The sequence below is a fragment of the Ktedonobacter sp. SOSP1-85 genome, assembly GCF_016587415.1.
Taxonomy (GTDB): Bacteria; Chloroflexota; Ktedonobacteria; order Ktedonobacterales; family Ktedonobacteraceae; genus Ktedonobacter.
In genome coordinates this window covers 1,661,672-1,683,091 of the sequence record NZ_BNJI01000002.1, presented here as the reverse complement: position 1 = coordinate 1,683,091, position 21,420 = coordinate 1,661,672, and the positions used below count along the sequence as shown (strand labels likewise).

At 51.0% G+C, this 21,420-nt stretch carries 12 protein-coding genes and 1 pseudogene; 7 read left to right on the top strand and 6 right to left on the bottom strand.

What is annotated here, in order from left to right; all coding sequences use genetic code 11:
- Nucleotides 1-205: 205 nt before the first annotated feature.
- The 3 genes from KTE_RS35605 to KTE_RS35595 all read left to right on the top strand — a co-directional run bounded on the left by KTE_RS35605 (nt 206) and on the right by KTE_RS35595 (nt 3,191).
- Nucleotides 206-556: a hypothetical protein gene (locus KTE_RS35605; RefSeq protein ID WP_201390188.1), complete on the top strand. Its 351-nt coding sequence runs from the start codon at nt 206-208 to the stop codon at nt 554-556.
- On the top strand, nt 528-1,748 hold the full coding sequence (locus tag KTE_RS35600; RefSeq protein ID WP_201390186.1) for a UPF0236 family transposase-like protein: 1,221 nt from the start codon (nt 528-530) through the stop codon (nt 1,746-1,748). Before KTE_RS35605 ends, KTE_RS35600 begins: the two co-directional genes overlap by 29 nt.
- A 183-nt stretch (nt 1,749-1,931) precedes the next feature.
- The gene (locus KTE_RS35595) at nt 1,932-3,191 is read left to right on the top strand and encodes an MFS transporter (RefSeq protein ID WP_201390184.1); all 1,260 of its coding nucleotides are present in this window, start codon (nt 1,932-1,934) and stop codon (nt 3,189-3,191) included.
- Here the strand turns inward: KTE_RS35595 and KTE_RS49095 are convergent.
- Nucleotides 3,188-3,322 carry a hypothetical protein gene (locus KTE_RS49095; protein WP_255553029.1) on the bottom strand — a complete coding sequence of 45 codons (135 nt, stop codon included), beginning with the start codon at nt 3,320-3,322 and terminating at the stop codon, nt 3,188-3,190. The two genes, KTE_RS35595 and KTE_RS49095, sit on opposite strands and share 4 nt — an antisense overlap.
- A 358-nt stretch (nt 3,323-3,680) precedes the next feature.
- Between KTE_RS49095 and KTE_RS35590 the strand changes: the two genes are divergently transcribed.
- Nucleotides 3,681-4,046 (top strand): nuclear transport factor 2 family protein, encoded by a 366-nt coding sequence (locus KTE_RS35590; RefSeq protein ID WP_236600890.1) that lies wholly within the window; start codon nt 3,681-3,683, stop codon nt 4,044-4,046.
- A 386-nt stretch (nt 4,047-4,432) separates the two neighbouring features.
- Here KTE_RS35590 and KTE_RS35585 read toward each other — a convergent pair whose 3' ends face one another.
- Together KTE_RS35585 and KTE_RS50060 are read right to left on the bottom strand one after the other, a co-directional pair.
- Entirely contained in the window at nt 4,433-5,332 is a 900-nt protein-coding gene (locus KTE_RS35585; RefSeq protein ID WP_236600829.1) for a transposase, read from the bottom strand.
- Nucleotides 5,333-5,492: 160 nt separating this feature from the next.
- Nucleotides 5,493-5,570 (bottom strand): annotated as a pseudogene (locus KTE_RS50060) (hypothetical protein); the annotation flags it as partial.
- Between the two features lie 473 nt (nt 5,571-6,043).
- Here KTE_RS50060 and KTE_RS50055 point away from each other — a divergent pair.
- Nucleotides 6,044-6,289, top strand: a complete 246-nt coding sequence (locus KTE_RS50055; RefSeq protein WP_374226839.1) for a transposase — start codon at nt 6,044-6,046, stop codon at nt 6,287-6,289.
- A 2-nt stretch (nt 6,290-6,291) separates the two neighbouring features.
- On the opposite strand, the gene KTE_RS35570 is transcribed toward KTE_RS50055, so the two are convergent.
- The 3 genes from KTE_RS35570 to KTE_RS35560 all read right to left on the bottom strand — a co-directional run bounded on the left by KTE_RS35570 (nt 6,292) and on the right by KTE_RS35560 (nt 13,917).
- On the bottom strand, nt 6,292-12,540 hold the full coding sequence (locus KTE_RS35570) for a caspase family protein (RefSeq protein ID WP_201390175.1): 6,249 nt from the start codon (nt 12,538-12,540) through the stop codon (nt 6,292-6,294).
- Entirely contained in the window at nt 12,537-12,965 is a 429-nt protein-coding gene (locus tag KTE_RS35565; protein WP_201390166.1) for a hypothetical protein, read from the bottom strand. The genes KTE_RS35570 and KTE_RS35565 overlap by 4 nt, the downstream gene beginning before the upstream one ends.
- Nucleotides 12,966-13,608: 643 nt before the next feature.
- Entirely contained in the window at nt 13,609-13,917 is a 309-nt protein-coding gene (locus KTE_RS35560) for a hypothetical protein (protein WP_201390164.1), read from the bottom strand.
- Between the two features lie 446 nt (nt 13,918-14,363).
- Here KTE_RS35560 and KTE_RS35555 point away from each other — a divergent pair, with 446 nt between their 5' ends.
- Both KTE_RS35555 and KTE_RS35550 read left to right on the top strand, forming a co-directional pair.
- Complete coding sequence (locus KTE_RS35555; RefSeq protein ID WP_201390162.1) at nt 14,364-15,242, top strand: hypothetical protein; 879 nt, start codon at nt 14,364-14,366, stop codon at nt 15,240-15,242.
- A 144-nt stretch (nt 15,243-15,386) separates the two neighbouring features.
- Nucleotides 15,387-21,176 carry a hypothetical protein gene (locus KTE_RS35550; protein ID WP_201390160.1) on the top strand — a complete coding sequence of 1,930 codons (5,790 nt, stop codon included), beginning with the start codon at nt 15,387-15,389 and terminating at the stop codon, nt 21,174-21,176.
- Nucleotides 21,177-21,420: the final 244 nt, after the last annotated feature.

The following is a 21,420-nucleotide window of genomic DNA, read 5'->3' as shown; positions in this document are numbered from 1 at the left end:
AAATGACGTTAATGCGCTGAGAACTTTCTTGTGGGGATTGATCATGTGAGGCTAACCCCCCACAGTAGATTCATACTCACAAATCGTGTCTTAACAACTCAAGGCTAGCTTGGGTGTGACTCAAGTTTTTGCAATGGGGGTGTCCAAGAACCAGAAAAGCTGGTAAGATCAGGCCATCAAAAAAAGAGACAGGGAAGAGAAGATCATGGAACAGAATGCCTGGCTGAGCACGAGTGCAGAGATCTTGAGCGATGTGAAAGAGTGGCGCAAAGCCCACCCCAAAGCGACCTTTGTGGAAATCGAAGACGAGGTCCATCGACGGATGATGCAGTTGGAAGCCCAACTCCTCCAGGATGCAGCACAAGAAAGCTCTAGCCGAGCCTGGGGCAAGAAAATGGGGGGAGAAGTTCCAAGATGCCCTACCTGCCAGGTGCCTCTGCAAGCACGAGGCCAACAGACACGCACGTTACAAGGCAATGGGGGAGAAAGCGTGACGTTGCTTCGTACCTATGGAGCCTGCCCGAAGTGTGGGGAGAGTTTTTTTCCCCCTCGATGAAGAATTAGCTTTACTTCCCGGCACGCTGGCCCCTCGGCAACAAAGCCATCTCGTGCAGTTAGGGAGTTGGATGCCGTTTCGCCATGCGAGCCGGGTTCTTGAAGAGCTTCTCGGCGTGTATGTCAGCCCGGAGACGGCTCGTCGGCTTTGCGAAGAAGTCGGCAAACGAGTCGAGGAAAAGCAAACGCTCGACGCGAAAGCGCGGTGGAAGGAAGAAGCGCACGCACGAGAGAACGACCATCGTTTGGCCATGAGTGCAGATGGGGCCATGGTTCCTTTGACGGGGGGCGAATGGGCAGAAGTCCGTACGCTGGCCATTGGGGAGGTGCCAACGGGTTCAGTTGATTCTGAGAAGGTCCACGTCAGGGATCTCTCGTATTTCTCGCGCCTGACGGATGCGGCCCGCTTTATCGATCTGGCAGAAATCGAGACGCGCCGACGCCACCTGGTCCAAGCCAAAGAGGTGTGTGCCGTGATGGATGGAGCGGATTGGTTACAAACGTTTGTAGAAATCCATCGCCGGGATGCAGTACGGATTCTGGATTTTCCCCATGCAGCTGAACATCTCAGCAAACTGTTGGAAGCATTGCGTGGCAGGGGGCATGCATTTCCTGCTGAGATGCTTGAACGATGTTTACATGTGCTCAAACATCGTGGTCCTGCTGCCCTTGCCCGTATGGCCGATCGCTTGACGGAGCAGGAGACCGCTCTGGAAGATATTCACGAGCATGTCAGTTATTTGCGCAAACGACTCTCCTTCATGAATTACCCCTTGTTTCGACGAGTCGGCTGGCCGATTGGATCTGGAATGGTGGAGAGCGCCAACAAGCTTGTGGTTGAGGCTCGTCTGAAAGGCAGCGGCATGCGATGGGAACGCACCAACGTCAATCCCATGCTCGCTTTGCGCAATGGCGTGTGTAATGAGCGATGGCAGGAAACCTGGCACACCGCATGCCAACAGCGTCGAATGGTTCGCGTCCAACACCGACAGGAGCGAGCAACCCAACGGCAACAAGCCCGGCGAGACGCTCTCAAATCAGCTCTCCTGTCCCCTCCTTCTCCACCACCTCCATCTGTGCCTCTTTTGCCTCCAGAGCCGCCTGCCATGCTTGCTGGAACCTCACGACCGTCTCCGCATCATCCCTGGAAGCGTGGCCTCTCTTGTGCTCCCAGCCGGTTTGCAAAAACCTGAGTCCCCCCCAGATCGGCGAACATGCCCTGAATGCATGTGCCTCATTCTCGCAAGGAGATCTACCGGAATGAGCAACAATGCAGTTTGTATATTTTCCAAAGCCCTTGCATTCAGAAAGAAGGGCACATTAGAATATACAGAGAGGTACTCTTGATGCCCGGAAAGAAGGTGAGCCCTGTTAGGATGAATATACCGCTTTGGAAACAACGTAATTTCATGCTCCTGTGGAGCGGGCAACTCATCTCCTGGATGGGAACAGAGGTTTCAGGGATAGCACTTCCTTTGGTTGTGCTAGCTTTAACTGGCTCCTCCGTGCAGGCTGGAGGGGTTGCTGCTATACGAGGTTTTGTCTATATTTTCTGGGCAATTCCTGCTGGAGTACTCATTGATCGCTGGAACAGAAAAATCGTTATGATTCTCGCAAATCTTGGTAGCGGCTTAGCAATGGGCAGTATTGCCCTTGCACTCGCATGCCATACTCTTTCTGTCACCCAGCTCTATGTCGCAAGTGCCATTGAGGGATCATTCTTTGTTTTTGCTAATCTGGGCAGAATTGCCGCTTTCCCAAGGGTTGTATCCAAAGAACAATTTCCAGTGGCCGTTGCACAATCTGGCACAGCAAGCAATATCGCTTTACTTGTAGGCCCTCCTTGCGGAGGATGGTTATATCAAGCAACAGGAGGCGCTCTGGCTTTCTTTGTTGATGCGCTTTCCTATGGCATCAATGTCTTTTCTCTTTTCTTTATCACCACATCTCTTGACCCAGAAACTCCGCCTGACCGAACAGCCATTCATCATGAAATCAAAGAGGCATTCGTCTGGCTTTGGCATCAGCCACTCCTTCGCTTCTTAACTATTCTTACAGCAGGAAGAACTCTTCTTTCTGCTGGGCTCTATTTACTCATCATTATCCTTGCCAAAGAACACCATACGCCGTCCTCATTGACTGGCCTTCTCTTCGCTATTGGCGCTGGCGGAGGAATTGTAGGATCGTTAGCCGCAGCGAAAATACATAGTCATGTATCACTCAAAAAATCACTTCTTATGGTGTTATTACTGAGTTTCTTGACCTTCAGCTTCTACCTATTCGCTCTAAATTATGTTCTTCTGGCAGGAATTACCATGCTCTTTTATGCAATAGATCCACTCTATGATGTGACTACATCCTCCTATTCAGCAAAGGTTATTCCAGATAGAATAAGAGGGAGAATACTGAGTTTCATGCGCATGGTGGTACTCGGAGCCTATTCATTTGGCTTCTTTCTCACTGGCAACCTGCTTCAATATCTAGGAAGCAGGTGGACCATTGCGATTTACTCTTTGCTGCTGTTGCTTCTCTTTCTGGCTACTGCGAAAAACAAACATCTGGCGCTCACAAAAGATGTTATCCCCAGCACGGGCGATAGCAAGCGCATAACAGTTCCTGCCTCAGAGGATCGTTAATCGTAGTAGGCAGGTGCTTTTTTAAGCGTTGGCCATTGTTGTTTGTCATGTCCAAAGACTGTGAGCGCGACCTGCTCACGTTGTACCAGATCGAAAAGCTTCTCACCGTCTCGTGCAAAAATCTGAGTCACACCCAGCACTACCTTCCCTCTTGCATCCGCGCCTTTATCTGGTATACTCCTTCTGGGAAATGGACGCTTTGGCAATATCCTCAGTGGTGATGGACACTCTCTTCTGGCTTTGTTGGCGAGAGGCAAGACAGCTTGACCTGTCTCTCAGGATCGGACCTCCCAAGAGCATACTGGTTTTCACATGGCCCAGAACATGAGAAGGTTTCCCTCCCAATATCGGGCTTTCCCAAAGCAGAGATGAGTCAAGATCAAACATGGAGACGAAGCCTATTTCAGAGAGTCAGCCTTCCCACGAGAGGCTGTTTCTTCTCTCAACAGCATCCCTTGAGCACAACATGGAGGTTGAAAATTGGATCAAGTGCTTGCAGAACAGCTTATTCGCGCCTATGTAGATGGATGGAAGGAACATAACCCTGCCAAAATCCTGAGTACACTCCATCCAGACTGTGTTCTCATCGAGTCTCAAGGCCAGGCCATTCGGGGCGCTCACAAGATCATCCGCGAGGTGGAAAAGCGCATTGCAGGCGAGTATGGCCCCTGGAAGATCAACCAATGGGACATTACCACGCTCGTTGTTGCCAATGAGCTCTGTTTTCTTGAATGGATCTTCGAGGCACATAAGAGCTTTGAAGGAGCCTCCCTTGTTCGCTTCAAGGAAGGGAAAATCAGTTCTGTGCGGGAATATCGCACCACTCAACCCCTCTGGGAGGCGAGCGAGGAGTAACTTGCACCGCCAGAAACTGCTTCAACATTTCTCTCTCGTCTGTTTTGTTCTGCCTGTCCTTTCCTCTAGGAAGGGGCAGACAGAGACTGCTCCCAACTCGACCCGCACGTTGAGAGCATTTATAAAGTTCAGCTCAATACAGCCCCCCATACCGTTTTAGCACACATGGTCATTTTACAAAATTTTTGTATTTTTGGGCATCAACTTCTTTTCCAGCGAGAACTATTCGTATTTTTCACGTCTCCGTTCTCCGAAACTTCCCCATATATAGACATGCCATACACAGTGTTCGGTTCCTGCTTCAATGCAGACAGCAAGCCTTTCGCTCGTCTTACACCTGCTCCACAGGCATCAATTCCCGCAGAACTTGCGGTACTCCGTTTTCATCAGGCCAATGCCGCTAAATTCCTGGCGGCGTTGTAATCTCGATCCTGTACACTTCCACAATCCAGGCAGACAAAGACCCGATCCGAAAGGGTGAGCGCCTCATTGACCCAACCACAACACGAACAGGTTTTTGAGGAGGGTTCCCAGCGGGAGGCCAGCAACACCTGCACCCCTGCTTGCTCTGCTTTGTACAGGATTTGCCGCTTGAACTCGTACATGCCCACATCCGCAATGGCTCGCGACAAACGACGGTTCTTAAGCATACCCGTAATGTTGAGATCCTCCAGCACAATCACGCGTGGCCTCTGAGCATCGGGCTTGGTTCTCGCCACGATCTCAGCGGTCGCTTTGTGCAAGGCATCTTTGCGCACGTTGGTGATCCGGGCATGCATCCGCGAGAGACGCTGCTTCGCTTTCTGGCGATTGCGTGATCCTTTAGCCTTGCGGCAATGGCGTCGCGACGTGCGCTTTAACGCCGTGATCTTCTTGCGCAGCGCCTTGGGATTCTCGAAGGTACGTCCATCCGAAAGGGTCGCCAGCCGCTTGATCCCCAGGTCAACGCCAATGACGCCGCCCGTGGCTGCCTGGGGTTCTTTCGCTTCCCCGGCTTCCTCGTGCACACAGATCGAGACATACCACCTGCCTGCTTGCTCAGAGATGGTGGCGCTGGTGATCTTGACGTTCAGAGGGAAATAGCCGTGCTCTTTGAGTCGTAAGAGCCCTACACGAGGCAACTGGATGGCATCGGGAGACACCCGAATGCTCCCAGTGAAGCGGGCGCCACCGATGGCTTTCTTCCGGCTTTTGAAGCGGGGATAGCCGCATTTGCCTTTCCACTTGCCCTCTTTTTTGAGCCGGCATTTGCGAAAGAAGTGCTTGAAGGCGGCATGAAGGCTCACGTAATCCCTCTTGGAAGGCGCACTTGCTGACCCCATACATCCAGGGCTCAGAGGGCTTGAGGGCATTGATTTCGCGATGCAGATCGATCGCGGTGGGCGTTTTCTGCCCTGCCTTGTAGGCCTCCTGTTTGCGGCGAAGGCCATAATTGTAGGCCCAGCGAGAGGCCCCGGCATGTTTGCGGCACAGCGTCTGTTGTGCATTATTGAGGTCAAGTTCTCCCCGATACCCACGTACCATCTGTTGCTCTTCCCCTCTGTGTCGAAAGTAGAACAAATATACCATAAAACCACAGCTTTGGCAAGGGGGGATACACGTCCCTATTTGTCACTACCTGTCTAAAGAATGTAAAACTAATTATAGCCCCCATAGAAACAATTGCCAGCCAAACGTATGCAAAAATACAGAAAGGGAGCCACTCATCAAGCCATGGACGCTTCCCGTCTCCTGGCAGATACGGTCATGGGGCCTCATTCCAGGCTATGCCCGAAATAAATCCTCTCCATCACTTCTCCTTCTTCTTTCTCTGCTGCTTTTCCTGCTCTCGCCTCCTTCGCTCCTCCTCGACAGCAAACTTAGCAGCGGCAGTAGCGGCAGCGATAGCGGCATGAAGAACAGCACTCATCCCTTTCACCTTCTCTCATCTTCCACTTCACTGAGAGAGTTCTGAGAAACTGCGCATTGCGTTTCTCGAAGATGGGCAATTGGTTGAGATGCGGAAACCAAAGGGCGGCTTCCAGATTCAATGCAAGCGCTGGATAGTGGAACGAACCTTTGGCTGGCTTATCCGCATCCGGCGACTCGCTCGCGATTACGAGGGGTTGCCTTCAAGCAGCGAGGCATTTATCCAAGTGACTTCCATTCGTCTCTTGTTGACTCGCTTAGCTCCTTCCCGATACTCATTGTTCATCTTAAGATACATTCTAAAATGGCCCGACGAGTCCCACTCTTCGCAGTAGCATCATAACCCCTTCACAAACGAGTCTACCCAATCAAAGGCCTCATAGAAGGCAAAGCCGATCTCAGGTTTTAGCGGAATGAGCTCATACGCAAGCGGGAGCAATTGAAGAGCATGCTCTCTCGTCTTTGCACGTCCCCACCAGCGCTGCACCAAGGAGAGGAGATGTTCATACTCACCTCGCTTTCCCAATGATTCAGCCAGTCTTCTTAACGCCTCTGCCTGCTCATCCTCATTGACGATTGAATTGATATATTCTTCCGCCTCTGCCCATTGCTCCACATCGATCAGCACCTGGAGAAATACTCTTAGAGACTCTTTTTGCTGCCATTCGCTCTGTGAATCAGGTATTCTACGACCTGTTACAGTGGGTCGCAGTGACGGAGATGCCGAGTTTTGCAAGATCTCCCAGACGTCGGCAGCGTGTTCCCATTCTCCGGAGTTCGCCAGGAATCTCCCTATATGGCTCCAGTTATCCTTCCCACTCTCTTCGACAGAATCTGAAACGTCTATATCATCAGAATATTCATAAGCGCCACTGCTGTACGTATAATGCCGCTGAGCGCGAGGAACGCTTCGCCGCAGCGGTTGTGTTACTTGTGGCATCCTTCTGCTAGGTAAGTCGTCCACCAGAATATCATCTTCATATACATAGGGGGAACGGCGCACCAGGGGGCCGCGTCGTTTCAGCGGCTTCTGTAGCATTCGGCCATTCTCTATATGCCGTTTTACCTGCTCCCATAGGCTTTTGGCAGTTTCCTCCTGGCCTGCCTGTGCAAGGTGTTTTCCCAGTACACAGAGAGACATAATCAGCCAGTAGAGATCAGCAGGTGCAGATACATTTTCTTCTATTCGCTTGATAACTGCTTGCGCGTGCTCCCACGCACCTAGCTGCACCAGTTCCCTGACCAACACACACCAAAGTACGATCTTCTGAGAAGGCCTTTTTATCATATCTATGCTGCTGAGGGCATCTTCCCAGTGACGCGTCTCGATGAAAACGTTGGCCAGTTTGCTCAATGCCTGGGTTTGTAACACAGGATCCTCTATTGTTTCGCACACTTTCACCGCATTTTCCCAGATGACAAACGCCTTTTCAGACAACTTCCCCTTGACTAACGCAGTACCGAGTTCACAAAATGACTTTGCTCGTAACCAGTTATCTTCACGCATCCGACTCCCAGAAAGACGATCTCCATCTATTGCGATGGATGTACGTGGCCTGACTACCCTTCTCGTCCCATTACGCGAGATACGACGTGGAACTGAGCGCACAGAACCTGGATATGTCCTCTGTGTAAGGCGAGAAGAGCGTACCCTTCTCACTCCCTTTACTTGCGTGGTCGCTCGTCTGGCAGGCACACTTGATCTTGAGGATGGATACAGTTCTTCTATTTCGGTCGCACGTTGATAAGGACGAAGGGTGACCCCTTTCACTCTACGAAGAAACGGCGCTCGTTTCCCCACAGCCCTCCTGGGCCTTCTGACAGCATACTCTGACATGTAGAAATAATCAGGGTCATCATCCTCTTCAAATTTCGACACCTGATACCAGCTACTTAATACTCGTTGTTGCGCTTTATCGTCCTGGGCACCTCTGATAAAATCTTCTACTTGCATCCAGATCGTATGCGCTTTCTCTAATTCTCCCAAAGCGACCCATGCACTTCCTAAGGCCCCGGCAGCTTCAGCCCTTATCTCCCTATCATCGATCTCCCTGATTACCTGTTCGGCCTGCCTCCATTGCTTTGCTTCAACCAACGTCTTCCCCAACATGGCTAGCCCAGCATCTCTCTCCCTTTCAGGGATTATAGAGCTGATCACACGCCGGGCCTGATCCAATTGCCCATGCTCAGCCAGGGCTTTCCCTAATGTCGTCTGTACGCCTGCCCGCACCTTCTCGTCTTCGATAGCAAAGATGATCTGCTCTGCTTTCTCCCACTCTCTCGCCTGCGTCCAATTCTCACCTAGCCAGGCAAGCAAATCCATCCTTTCGCTTTCATCCTGCAGCTCCCTAAGGACCGTTTGTAATGACTCTTCAACTTCCCCCCAGATAGCTTCTAACTGCGCTGTATGGGCATACTTTTTATCTCCAGCATTCGCCAAGCTTGTGCCAAGTAGACACAGCGCCACAATACGCCCTATTCCGCTTTCCAGGTGTTGGATGACCTGCTCAGCCTTTTCCCACTCTTCGATACGCGCTAACATGTGGACAAGGTCATTGAATATCTCAATTCGTTTTTCCCGCTCTTCAATGCAAGAGGCCACACGTGTGGCCTCTTCCCACTGTTTTTCCTCAGCCAATGCCGTCGCCAATTCTGCCAGACCCTCTGAGCGCTCCTCATTGCTCTCAATAGCGCGGATAACCTGCTCAGCCTTTTCCCACTCCTTGGCCTGGCAAAGCGCTTTCCCCAGTTCAGTCAACACCTCCACCCTCTTTCCAGTATCCCGGATCGAGCTGACAATTTGCTCGGCCTCTTCCCACTGTCGGGCCTTCGCCAGTTCCTCCGCGAGCCTCCCCAATGCTTCTATCCGTTCAGAGCTACTCTCAATAGAGCTGATTACACGCCGGGCCTCTTCCCACTGCTGAGCCTTCGCCAGTTCTTCAGCAAGCTTTCCCAATGCCTTTTCCCGCCTCTCACTACTACCAAGAGAACGAAGCAAGCGCTCAGCCTGATCCCATTGGCGCACCTCCGCTAATTCCTCAGCAAATTCGGCTAAAGCATCCTCTCTTTCATCATTACTCTCTGAGCTTTTTAGTAGCTCATGCTTTCCCACTTCTTCTATTTCTGCGTACACGATCTTTGCCAGTTCCCATTGTTCGGCATTGACAAGAGCTTTTCCAAATTCTTCCAGTGACTCTCCTCTCTTCTCGTTATCCTCAATAAAGTGGATAACACGCTCGGCCAGCTGCCACTGCTCGGCTTCAATCAGTGTATTCCCCAGCTCCCCTAATGTATCCATTCGTTTTTCGTTGCTAACAATCGAGAGGCTCGCGTCTTCTGCGAGTTTCCATTGCTGCGCCTCAGCCAGGTACTTAGTGAGATCAATGCGAGCATCATCGGAAGTATACGGTTCCTCACCCAACTGCTCCTCTTGTTCCTCAGCCCCCTCAGCCACGCTCTCGTTGATCAGTGCACTCTCCTCTCCGCCGGTTTGCGGCGCCTCGTTGAGGAGGAGAAGAACCTGCGTCACCCTCTCCCATTGCTCTCCCTCAATGAGCATTTGCCCCAGGTAGGCGAGAACCCAATTTCGTTGCGTATCCCCCTCCAATGCCAGGATGAGGGCCTCAGATTGCGTCCATATCTGGCAGGCCCGTTCCAGTTCTCCAGTTGAAGCGAGTATTGCTCCATATGCAGTGAGCATCCAGGCACGCTGAAGATCCCCCTCAACTGAGCTGATGATGCGCTCAGCCTGATCCCATTGATGTAATGTTGCATAAGCCAATCCAAGATCTATCAGTGCTTCTGCTCGCGCATGTACATCCTTAAGCTCGTTGAGCGATACTTGCCGAATAATTTCTTCGGCTTCCGTATACACAATAGAAGCCAGTTCCAGATGCGCTTTCTCGACTAACGCACTTCCTACAATCATGAGAGCTTGCGCTCTTGCAATCCCATCCTGAATGAAACGAACCACCATCCTGGCCAGTTCCCAGTGTTCTTGTTTGGTTAGCGTTGTTCCCAACCGTTGCAATTCTTCTTTTTGTCGGTCCTCGTCCTTAATCCAGAGCAAGGTTCTGGCAGCCTGTTCCCATTCACCTAACTGGCCGAATAGTTCACTTACCCGACACAGAATTCTTGCCTGCTCGTCGCTCTCGAGAATTGCTTTGCCTATGTTACTGATCCTTATCAGGACACCACGGTATTTTGTCTGATGAACAGATTGCTTGCTCATCTGTTCGGCGATTTGAAAGAACACGTCAGCTTTTCTCACAGGATTGGTGAGCAATTCGGCCAGACCGAGAGCCTTTTCCTCATGTTGTAACTGTACAAGGAGTTGAAAAGCTTCATCAGGGTACTGGTCCGCGCGACTGGTCAAGCTGCAACGCAGCAATGTATAGCGCCAGAGATAAGGGAGGAGGGCAAGTCCCTGCTGATAGTGGGCGCCACAAGTAGCCTCTCGCCCACGGTCAAGGTCCTGTACATACAAACGTGCGCTAGGGTCAAAGGTCAGCTTCGCACGCCCATAGTGTCCCGCATCAAGTACAGCAAAGAGTTTATGCCAGTCTTTTGTAAAGTAGAGGTGCTCACCATAATGCTGATAGGTATAGACACACTGCTCACGATATCCTGGCTCGCTACTCTCCTTCAGAACATGCCAGTCCTGCGTAAAATCGATCTTTTCACACCATAGAGCGATTTTCTGATGCCAGCCTTCCTCCTCATCGCTGGCGAAAATATATTCTTTGCCCGGATTATGTTGATCCTGGCGCAAGTAGTCATATAATTTGAGGTGAAAAAGCGAATAGTGACGCTTGCCATCGTCGGTCAGCAATCCACCTAAGCGAGTCATTCCCTCTCGTAACCGCTCATCCTCTACCCCAAGTATTTGGCGAATGGAACGCATCCCTAATGGTTCACGTGCAGTAAGCAGCAGACCCAGTATTGGTTTAATGACTTCGCGCCACTCGCTAGCCGGATTCTTCAAGTGCGCCATTGCCAGCGAAAAGAGATTCTCCGGATTATCCGCGATATGATTGATGATCTCCTGAGGCTGCAGAGTTCCACTTTCCCTTAACCCCTTCGCCGCCAGATCGAGATAGAGGGCATTTGCCTGCATGGCCTGGTACAGTTGATCGATAAGTTCGGTCTCCAGATAAACGTCCCTATTTTCCAAAAGGAGACGAAAATCCTGCCTGCTCATGTCTGGCAACCTGTACTCGTGGTGGGGTTTGAGGAGGTCAAGCTGCTTGAGCGTCTCATTCGGGCGGGTACCCAGCACAAATACAATGCCAGGTGGAGGATTCGTAGGCAAAAAACTCAGATCGCGCTCGCCGTTACTATCCGTCTTCAGTTGATCCAGACCGTCAATAAAAATGATCTCCCGCCCACCTCTAGCGACGACTTCAACCAGCACTTTAGAAAAATAATCCCCCAGGGTTGAGCGGCTTTCACCAGTGACATACAGGTCGGATAGGTGATATTTCAGAATAAGCCGGGCCATAAGATTGCGCAGCAAGTTGATTTGATGGTCAGGACCGGGGTTGAGAGGGATAAAATGAAAAGCGCTCAGCTCAGCTCCATACTCATCCACCAGCCGAGCGATGATGCTGCTCTTTCCCTGACCAGCTTGGCCGGTGATGGTGATATAGCCACCAGTCGTCAGCATCTCATCAATGCATTGACGAATGCTGCTCAATTCCTGAGAACGCCCTACAAAGCTACTCAGACGATCATGGATAAATCCGCTATGATCCGCCAGCATCGCTTGCAAACGATCTTCTCTGGCGTACTGCTCGACACGTTCCTTCTCCGGTTGTGACAGCTTCTTTGGCTCTGTGAGCCAGATATCTCCGTCTCCACCGCGCGTATGGATCATAATTTCCGGAGGGGCAAGCTGCTCTTTTTCGCTTAACGAGTGATTCACTTCTTCAAGCGCCCTCGGCAACCAACTGAGAATATGCTTCAGCGAGAGCGAATCAGCGTCAGGCGACACCTCCTCAAAACGTGTAGTGCAGGCTGAGGTCAGGACCCACGAAAGGAAGCCAGCTCCCCCATCCAGCGTCTCTAATTCTCGTGTGCGCTCACGCTTCGCGCAGGCGCAGAGAATAGCGCTCGTACTCCCCTGAAATGTGCGATCAAGGGATTCTCGAATCTCTTGCATCCCTTTGAAGGGCTCTCGAAGAGCCCCTCCCGCGTGACAGCAATCCAAAACGAGTACTTTGTGACGGGCAGGAGAACGACTCAGCATCTTTTTGATGGTGTCAATTCCAATAGCAGAAGAAATAAGATCATCACAGTCAGTTTCATTGCAGAGGAGATACAGCTCTTCATCAAAGATGGCATGTCCAGAAAAATGAACGAGCAGCAAGTCAAGAGACTGCTGACGCTTCACGAACTGATTGAGCTTTGCCAATGTCTTTCTCGGCTCGCTCGCAATGTCCCAGGACGTCTCTGTAAAGCTACATGGCGCAGTTCTCAGTGCCTGTGCCAGGCGCTCAGCATCTCTTTCAGCATAGGCTAACGACCGATATCCAGGGAGTTGGGGGCCATTCGCCCCCAGGCAAAAAGCATAGCGTGAATAACTCATCCATTCTTCCTTGCCTGATCTTGCATAGATGTCTCTGATTCAGCTTTTCGAGGCTGCTCATCATGTGGTTGGGGAAGATGCTGTTCCTGCTTTGACAGAATTCTCTTGCGCTGGATGGTTCTACTGCCATCCGGTAAAACCGTTTCTGTTTCCTCAACGATCCAGGTCTGCGACCGATTTGGCGGAGTAATCATCTGAAGAATGCGCAGAATAATTGGGGTGAGCGCACCAACCAGACCGGTTGTTACAGAAATGACAGTCACGATATCCCGGCTTCCGGGAGATGCTTCTGGGTCTGCTACATGCATCAGGCGGATTGACGGCACTTCCTGCCGAAGTTCTTGATAGAGGTCTACGCCTTGCTGATCAAGAAGCATTTGTGCCTCGTAAGAGAGATCCAAGATGACCATAATTTCAGAAGACACAGGCATTTCCTCTTCTGTCGACGATCAAATGATTAACGAACGTGCAATTGAGTTATATCACTGCATTTTACTTCGCCTATATCTCTTACGTCAAACATTTCACGCATATGAGGCCCAACGGGGGATTGCAAATTTACCTACATTTTCATAGGGGTGCCCCGGCAGAAGCATTAGAAAGCTCCGTCTGTCTGAGTGAGGCAAGCTCAGAAGAACCCAACACAGAGACACCTTCGAATCCCTTCTCTTTGTGTCTTGACAAAAGGGCCTACCTTATATCGAGGCCCCGTTGAGAAATATTTACCCAAGCCCCATGCTCAATCAGCGCTTGGAAGTCTTTTTCGAAATTTCAACATATCGCTCACACTCTGAAGCGCACTTCGGATAGCTCCAATACCAAGAGCGACAAAATTGCTTCAATTGACAAAGAATAGGTAGCAGATTTAAGATCTGTTATTTTTCTCGTCATATTGATCAAATAAATCGCTGAGTTCCTTGTATACTTTATATGCTTTATTTATAACATAAAACAATACTAGTGACCAGATGATAGATAATACAGCAATTATTATCAAATCACCTCTATCGTCTATCAAACTTTCATGATTCTTAAAAAAGACATACCAAATTATATAGCCTGCATAAACTACAAACAAACTACTACTAAATATAGCACAGGCATAAAGACTTGAAAATTTTTCATAATTTCTTTCACCACATACGAAGGAGAGTTTGTATGTACGCTCTTTTGGTCGGAGTAGCTGCTTATACGTTGTTTCTTTTTTCTCTGAGGAATTAATACTACTGATGCAACTATAAAAGATAAGGCCAAAGCTATAAAAGCGCTAATCTTCGCATTATCCGTCAGAGCAAGCACAGCGATGATTAAACTAGTAATACCAAACAAGACGCCTATTAATTGCCATATTGGGTCACGTTTCCAATCTTTTTGCATTCTGTCCCCTACCTGAAAGCATTAGCACCACAAACACATCTTTTATTAAAGAACGTTTCGTATGCATAAATTTAAAACTATAGCAGTATGCAGTAGCATTGAGCAGCGTCGGTCGAGAGTAGAGAAGACGCGTGCTTCAGCAGCGTCGGTCGAGAGTAGAGAAGACGCGTGCTTCAGCAGCGTCGGTCGAGAGTAGAGAAGACGCGTGCTTCAGCAGCGTCGGTCGAGAGTACGAGATCAACCTTTTTGTGCCCCTCTCTAGGAACAAGAAATCAATGTTGTAATTCTGCACCACATAGACGTTTATCCGGTAAAGCAACCTTCTGAGCATAATCTCGCGTTGAGATATTGATGTTGTACTTGCAGCACATAACGTTTCAAGAGTGTGTAAAAAGTGGCTGGATTGGCCGCCTGCGTTTCACCACTGTATATGAGAGGAGCACCGGGTGACGGATATAAAAATACTGAGCTGGAATATCAAAAGTTTTTCCAGTTGTGTTGCTTACTATGTTGACGGTTTGACCGTCCTGAAATCACTCATGATCGATTACGATATAATAGCTATCTACGAGATCCCTCTTAGTGATAACGGAACCAAAGCATTAGACAAAATTATAAAAGAGCTAAATGCACAGGATGCAACAAAAAAGTATACATATCTCTGGCAGACGACAGATGGACCAGCCAAGGACGATGACCGGATAGGAGTGATTTATGATAAAAAGAAGGTCGCTATAAGCGATACCACACGCAAACGCCGCTCGGTCTACTCTAGCGGAGGGCGTCGTCCTATGTACATGAATGTACAGATAATTCCTGACGGATCTGACAAGCCTGACCCTAAAGGCCCCGCCTGGGAGTTCTGTGCTTGGCATGCTCCCAAGCCTGAGGAGGCGTTACTCATTTCACAAGAATGGCAGAATATCAAGAAGAATCTGAAAACATCTTCCCAAGGCGGCCAAACAGCAATTATCATGGGAGATTTTAACGCTGATTTTCATAAGAGCAGGCTTACCCTTCCCCCTAAATACGACGCGAAAATTGAGAATGGTAGTACTACCCTGGTACCTCTCGATTTAGGAACCTTTGATACCATCCAAGACCGCCTGACAAGCAACCTCTACGATAACTTTGTCGTGCGCAATGATATAACATGCACCGGCTCTGTTATATCGCTCCTTCAATCAATTTGGGAAGCGGATGGAACCCCTGTACCGTTTTTAAACGACAAGAATATATATAAATCCATACACAATTTATGCACTTTCTACTTTACAAAAATTAGCGATCATTTGCCAGTGGAGCTAGAGGTACAGTTTCCATGATGAATGCCTCTGACTGTTTTTCTGATGTATAGCTATGACGCGACCAGGAAAACAGCGGCTCGGATTGTCGCCAGGCTTCTTTTTCCTCTCCTTCTCAGTGGCCGGGCTGTTTGCGCCCAGCTTCTTTTAAAAGAAAGGCCCAGCATGAAGACTCTACAACAACTCCAGAATATTCTCCTCAGTGGGAAGGTGAGCGTTACACAGTACGCCCTCTCTACCAGGCTCCTGGGCTCCGCTCCTATTGATGCGCTCTCCGCGACATATTTGCAGGATGAGCAGATTACCCTTGAGCACTATGAGATCAAGGCACCAGATGAACACGCTCGAATTATCGTCACTGGCACAGGGACAACGCTTCCCTTCACAGGCATGAGGGTTGAAGCGATGTTTCAGCTTCAGGGTGATGAAGTCCAACTGATGTTGCAAGCAAGTGGAGCGGATGGATGGAATTTGAGTCAGAGCTTTCCAGACTTGCAGTACTCTCCACTAGCGAGCGTAGCGTTTGCCCCCGCACCTCAACTTCATCTTGCTTCATATAATGTTTCCAATGAGATTAAGCAGGGCAGGCTGTTTTTTGCAGGGACGCTACGCCTGACTTCCATTCTGAAGAATCTCGGCTCCCTGTTTGGTCTGCAAGGTCCCAGGCTTGCCGGACCGATTGAGATACAATACGGTCTGCCGAACATGGCCTTAGCTGCGACCATCCAGGAACCCATCGATATCGGGCTTTCAACACGCCCCACGCTGACCTTTGAGGCATGCAGCATTCCATTTCGCGATGATGGCGACGAGATACCCGATACCCTGTCCTTTTTACGCTTTCGCACAGAGCTCCCGCTTAACGTACAGGGCAAGGATGCTTCGCTACCCCTCGTTGCTACGCTCTACCAACCTGAAAGTGATATTGTGCTAAGCCTTGATCTCGAACGGGTGAGCGGAACGATTTTGACGGGACTTGACGAGCTTTCCAGCCTGGCCCAGGGAGTAGACTTCGCAAAACATCTTCCTTCCCTCCCCAATTTCCATCTCGCTGACCTGGTTACTCTCAAAAACATCTTTGCTCGCGTCAACCCTGCCGCCAGCTCCAAACTGGTTTCCCTGGGCGCCAGTGTTCAAAACGCGCGTCCCTGGACGTTGTTTGAAGATCAAGCAACTGGTAAAGCCATTACTTTAGATGGCTTTACCTTGGGGATTACTGTTCCCCTGGCTACCCCTTCTCTCCCCTCGCTTGCCATCACCGGAACGATCGGGCTGGGCGCGCAGGGTCTCTTTGTGCTTTCTCTCTTCGCGCCTGATTTTACGGTTGTCGGTGGTCTGGCGCCGGGCCAGAGCGTCAAGCTCAGGGAAGTGATCGAGTACTTCATCGAGGAAGTCGGCGACAGCGGCATTCCGGCATTAGAGATCACAGCGTTTGATTTTTCGGCTCAGGTAGGGAAGCAATATACGCTTCATGCCGACGTGCAGGGAGATTGGCCGATTCCGCTGGATGTGGTGGATTTGCGCCTGACAGAGGTAAAATCGCTGATCTTATACAATCAAGAGACGGGTGTCCAGGCGACGCTTTCTGGCAGCCTGACGTTGGCTGGGGTGGACTTTACACTCACGGCAAGCAACGCGGGTACCGCTGCGGCCTGGACGTTTACGGCGGACGCGGCGAAAAAACAGCCCATTCACCTGTCACGCGTCATCAAAGATCTGCTGCGCGACACGAGTATGCCTGATGAGATGTCCGATCTCGAATTCTCGGACATCACCATCCAGTTCACGCCAGGCACCAGGGTATTTAGTGTCAAGGGAACCTGCACGACGAAGTGGGAACTGCCCTTCGGCGTTCCCAATCTCACCGTGAGCAAGGTAGACCTCACACTGGCGCGCCTGCCTGGACCCGGCAATGGTGAGAGCGGCCAGCTTACCTGCTCGCTCGCTCTGCACACTCAGGGAACCTTTCCCATCGTTGACGGGCTTGTGTTCGAGAGCCTGGATTTTACCTTCGCCCTGGACCAGGTGAAAAAGGATTGGATCTTGAGCGGTTCGGTCGGCGGCACGCTCTTTGACTGCCCCTTTATGCTTGGGGCCAGCCTGGAGACGAGCAGTACCGCACGGATCATCAAGCTCCTGGCGGAATCTGCTCAAGGCATTGAACTCGACCTGGGAGCCGGCTCTACGCTCACTGGCAATAGGCTATCCATTCTCATCAGCAAAACGCTCTCCCCAACCGTTGGAGACACTGGCAAAGCTATCCAGCTCAATGCAGCGAGCGCGTATAGCTGGGCGGTCAGCGCGACGGGAGCATTGACGGTAGCTGGGGTTGACGAACTCACAGGCGGCGGAACGCTCACCTTGAGCAAGCAGGACAGGCGCGTGGAACTGGTCTTTGAGCCGACACGAGCAACCGCGACGTTCTCCCTCCCAGAGCCATTGCCAGACTGGACCATAGGTCTGGGTTTAAAATACCTCTCCTTAGCCAGGACAAGCGAGGACAATGGCCAGGCCTCCTGGTCGATAAACACTGCTATTACAGCCCGTCTCAATGGGCTACCCGCGAAACTGCTGGCCGTCATTCCGACGAACTCTGTGGATGCTCAACTGAAGATAGACAAGCAGGGAGCCACCGTCTCTGTCGTCCCCCTGGTCGCGCACAAGGAGATCGAATGGTCGACCTCCGCGCTGGGCAATCTCCCGGCGCTTGATCTCGGCACGGCCGTCATCGCGGTTCCTCGCCTGGATCTGCAACTGGGCAAAAACTTCTCGCTCTCAGGGGAGTTTGGGATTGGCATCCCGGAGAAGATGAATGCTCTCTTCGGCACAAACGAAGACGGAACCCCGAAACTGCACTTCTTCAACACCTATGAAAAAGGTAATGAGGCAAGCCTGACCCGTTTCACCCTGGGTCTTGACAGCAGTTCGGGCCTGCAACTCCAGATTCGCACCTCGCCGCTGCAAGCCATTCACTTCATCCAGGACAGGCAGGGCAACCCGCTGTACACCGCCGACCTGGGAGAATTCGGCTACCTTGAGTTTAGCCTGCCAACCTTTAGCTACAACGGAGGGACGTTCCGCAGTAGCCACGCAAGTTTTAAGCAGGGTAAAGACCCCAAAACTGGCGAGCCGCGTCCTCTCAAAATACCGCTGACCCCCTTCAAACTGCTGTTTGAGGCCTGCAAACTGGATGAGCTCGCTAAAAAACTGCCTGCCGGACTCCCATTACAGGATATTCAGATTTACCGCAAGGGCCAGTTAAACAACAGCGGGGCATTCGATAGTGCAGCTTTCGACAATCTGCTGAAGAGCATCAGTGATCCCAGCGCGCTCACAAAACTCAATGAACTGATCAAGCAGTTGACAGGCTCCACGCTCACCCTCGGCGAAATTATCGCGGGCGGACTGCACGAGGCTGGCAACCTTCTCGATCAACTGCCCGATAGCCTGATAGACTACCTGCATATTGAGATACCGAAGGAGTTCAGTTTCGATCTCAACTTTACCGAGAGCGGCAGCCTCCAATGCAGCGTCTCGGCAAACCCCGCCATCAAGATTCTCTATCCGACGATTAGCCCGCTTGGCCCGCAGTTGAATGGTCTCACCTTGAGAAGCTTTTCCCTGGGCGAGTTGTTTGATGGCGCCCTGCTTCCCCTGGCTCTGGATATGGACCTGCACCAGTTCCCTTTGCTTCCCCTGGCTGCCGCACTGCTCAAACCGCTGGATGGCCTGCCCAGACCACAGGACCTCACCAACCACCTTGCCATCCACAACCTGTTTATGGTCATCATCACTGAAACGGGCATCCCTCTGCCAGTACCGCTTTTCTTCGATCAACTGGGCATCGAATACCACGGGATCGAGAATCTGAACTTCCAGGTACATGGCGCGTTCCCCAATCCCCTGAAAAACCTTGGCCTGAGCGACTTCGTGAAGCTCCTCAAGGCGCTGGGAAAGTTCATCACAGATTCAGATTATCTGCTTGATGCCACAACCTTACCGCACCTGCTGCCTGTTTTCACCCTGGGCCCCAACACGATTCAATTACCTCCATACCTGGGCGGTAGGACACTGGTTGATCCCACCGATCCCAGATACAATCTGACGCTTGACGCAAATGAGAGCGTGCCCCACCTGTTGAACTTTCTGAAGACCCTGAACCTGAATGAGATTATCCAATCCATTCCGCTGGAGAACCGCGTCGGACAGCAGCATATCTCCTTCGGTTCCCTGGAAATGGACGCGGACTGGCTCGTAACCAGGCCCTCCGAATTGCAGACGCTGACGCCAGAACAAAAGGTAGTGGCGAGGCTGACCGCCAGCGAGATTGAAATCTTGCTCCAACTGTTGCCAGCCATCCAGGCTCAGATGCTGGCAGCCGATCTCTCCACCTTTGTTTCTTCTGGAAAACAGGTGCAGGCACAAAACGCGGCAGACCAGGAGCGAGGCTTGGTCATTTTCCTCAAGGGGAACTGGCAGATAGCCAGCACAGCTTCGCTCATGGCGTACTTCGGCCTGGTCAACGCAAACAGTGGTTTCGGCACCTCCATGCGCGTCGCCGGCAACGTCACTGACCTGATTGCCCTGGACCTGAGCGGTCTCGTGAGTATCCATACGCAGGTGCGACCGGGCACCTCCGTTGTCAGTCTGCAAGGGAAGAGTGTGCTCAGCATCCTGAATCAACAGGTGCTCACTGGCTCCCTCTCACTGGAGGATAAGCGCTTCGCCATCGCGGGCACGCTGCATCTGCCTTTCGGTTGGACAGGAATCTTCGGGTCAGTTGATCTGAGTGGCCATCTGAGCGACACAGCGCTGGCGCTGAGCGGGAGCGCCAGCATTGACGTTGGCACCTTTACCCTGGCGGGAGCAGTGCTTGCCATTACCCATACCGGACTCACAGTAACGGGCACCTGGCTCAAGCAATCCATGGTCTTCTCGGCACACAAGGTCAATGATCTGCTGCTCTTCCAGGCTGAGTTAGCGCTCCTCACCGTGAGCAATGTCATCACAATTACAGGATCATCGCCGCAGGGAGGTCCCGCTGCTACGCTCGGTCTGAAAGAGGGCAGCATCCCATATGTCTCGCTGGACGGCACCATCGAATTACCCCTGATTCAGAGCCGGGGAGCAGGCCTGTTCCGGATAATCAGGGAGGGCTTCACTTTCGGGATTACAGGAAAACTCTTTGGGAGCAACTTTGGGGCTGCCATGTCGGTAACGGGTACAGATATACAGAATGCAGCTACCTTTATCATCGGCGCCTCTATGGACAACAACCTGGTGCAATACCTTGAGCAAAGCACGACCACGTTCCTCGATAATCAGTTGCAAACAGTCAACAGGCAACTGGAACCTCTGCGCCAGCAGATACAGCTTGGAGAGCAAAACGTAATAAACGCAAAAAGCGGTCTTGAAGTTGCCAACGCGCAGTTTCAGCAAAAAATAGCCGGAGCACAGCAGGACGTAGCAAATCAAAGTCAAGCGGTACAGCTAACACGGCAAGCACTCAACCGGAGCGGTATCGATCTGATTACCAAATACTTTCTCGAAAAGGAGTTAGATACGTATGAGAAGGCACTACAAGAAGCGGAACGCGCCTTACAGGGAGTACGCGATAATGCTATAAGGGACATCCTGAAGCCCGCGGAAGATGTGCTGTCATTTGCCCAACAAGGGCTGGAAGCTGCTCAACAGGGATTGTTAAGCTTTGAACAGTTTCACAAAGCAGAAGTAGATGCTTTGCAGTACATCGCTAACTACACTCTGTCAGGTTTGTTGATCATCAACTCAGCATCATTCACCGCTCAGTACAGAGCGATCAGCGATGGTCGCGTATCGATGAATGTCAACCTCACGTATACGGGACGCACCTTGCCACAGCAGATCGACTTCGACTTCTATCACCCGGACGTTGCGGTGCAATCACTGGCAAATAAGCTCCTCCCGCTCGGCTAGCGCTCATTGCTAACAGCGTGCGTGTTTGAGGAAAAGAAGCGCTATTCTGTGTGTCCTGGTCGGATGCTGACCTTCGACCAGGACACACAGAATAGCGCTAAACCTTTTCGTAGAATAGAATACTACCTATTTGCATTTTTTATATATTTACGCTATAACTATATCCTCATGTTAATCCCTCAATTAAATACACTTCGATATATCCTCGTAAACTGTTCTATGGACTTGCGCGTTTGGGAAGGGA

Excerpts from the sequence above, each read along its gene's own strand:
- KTE_RS35595 (WP_201390184.1), top strand. The coding sequence starts at position 1,932 with ATGAATATACCGCTTTGGAAACAACGTAATTTCATGCTCCTGTGGAGC.
- KTE_RS35605 (WP_201390188.1), top strand. The coding sequence starts at position 206 with ATGGAACAGAATGCCTGGCTGAGCACGAGTGCAGAGATCTTGAGCGAT.
- KTE_RS35560 (WP_201390164.1), bottom strand. The coding sequence starts at position 13,917 with ATGCAAAAAGATTGGAAACGTGACCCAATATGGCAATTAATAGGCGTC.
- KTE_RS50055 (WP_374226839.1), top strand. The coding sequence starts at position 6,044 with ATGCGGAAACCAAAGGGCGGCTTCCAGATTCAATGCAAGCGCTGGATA.
- KTE_RS35550 (WP_201390160.1), top strand. The coding sequence starts at position 15,387 with ATGAAGACTCTACAACAACTCCAGAATATTCTCCTCAGTGGGAAGGTG.
- KTE_RS35570 (WP_201390175.1), bottom strand. The coding sequence starts at position 12,540 with ATGAGTTATTCACGCTATGCTTTTTGCCTGGGGGCGAATGGCCCCCAA.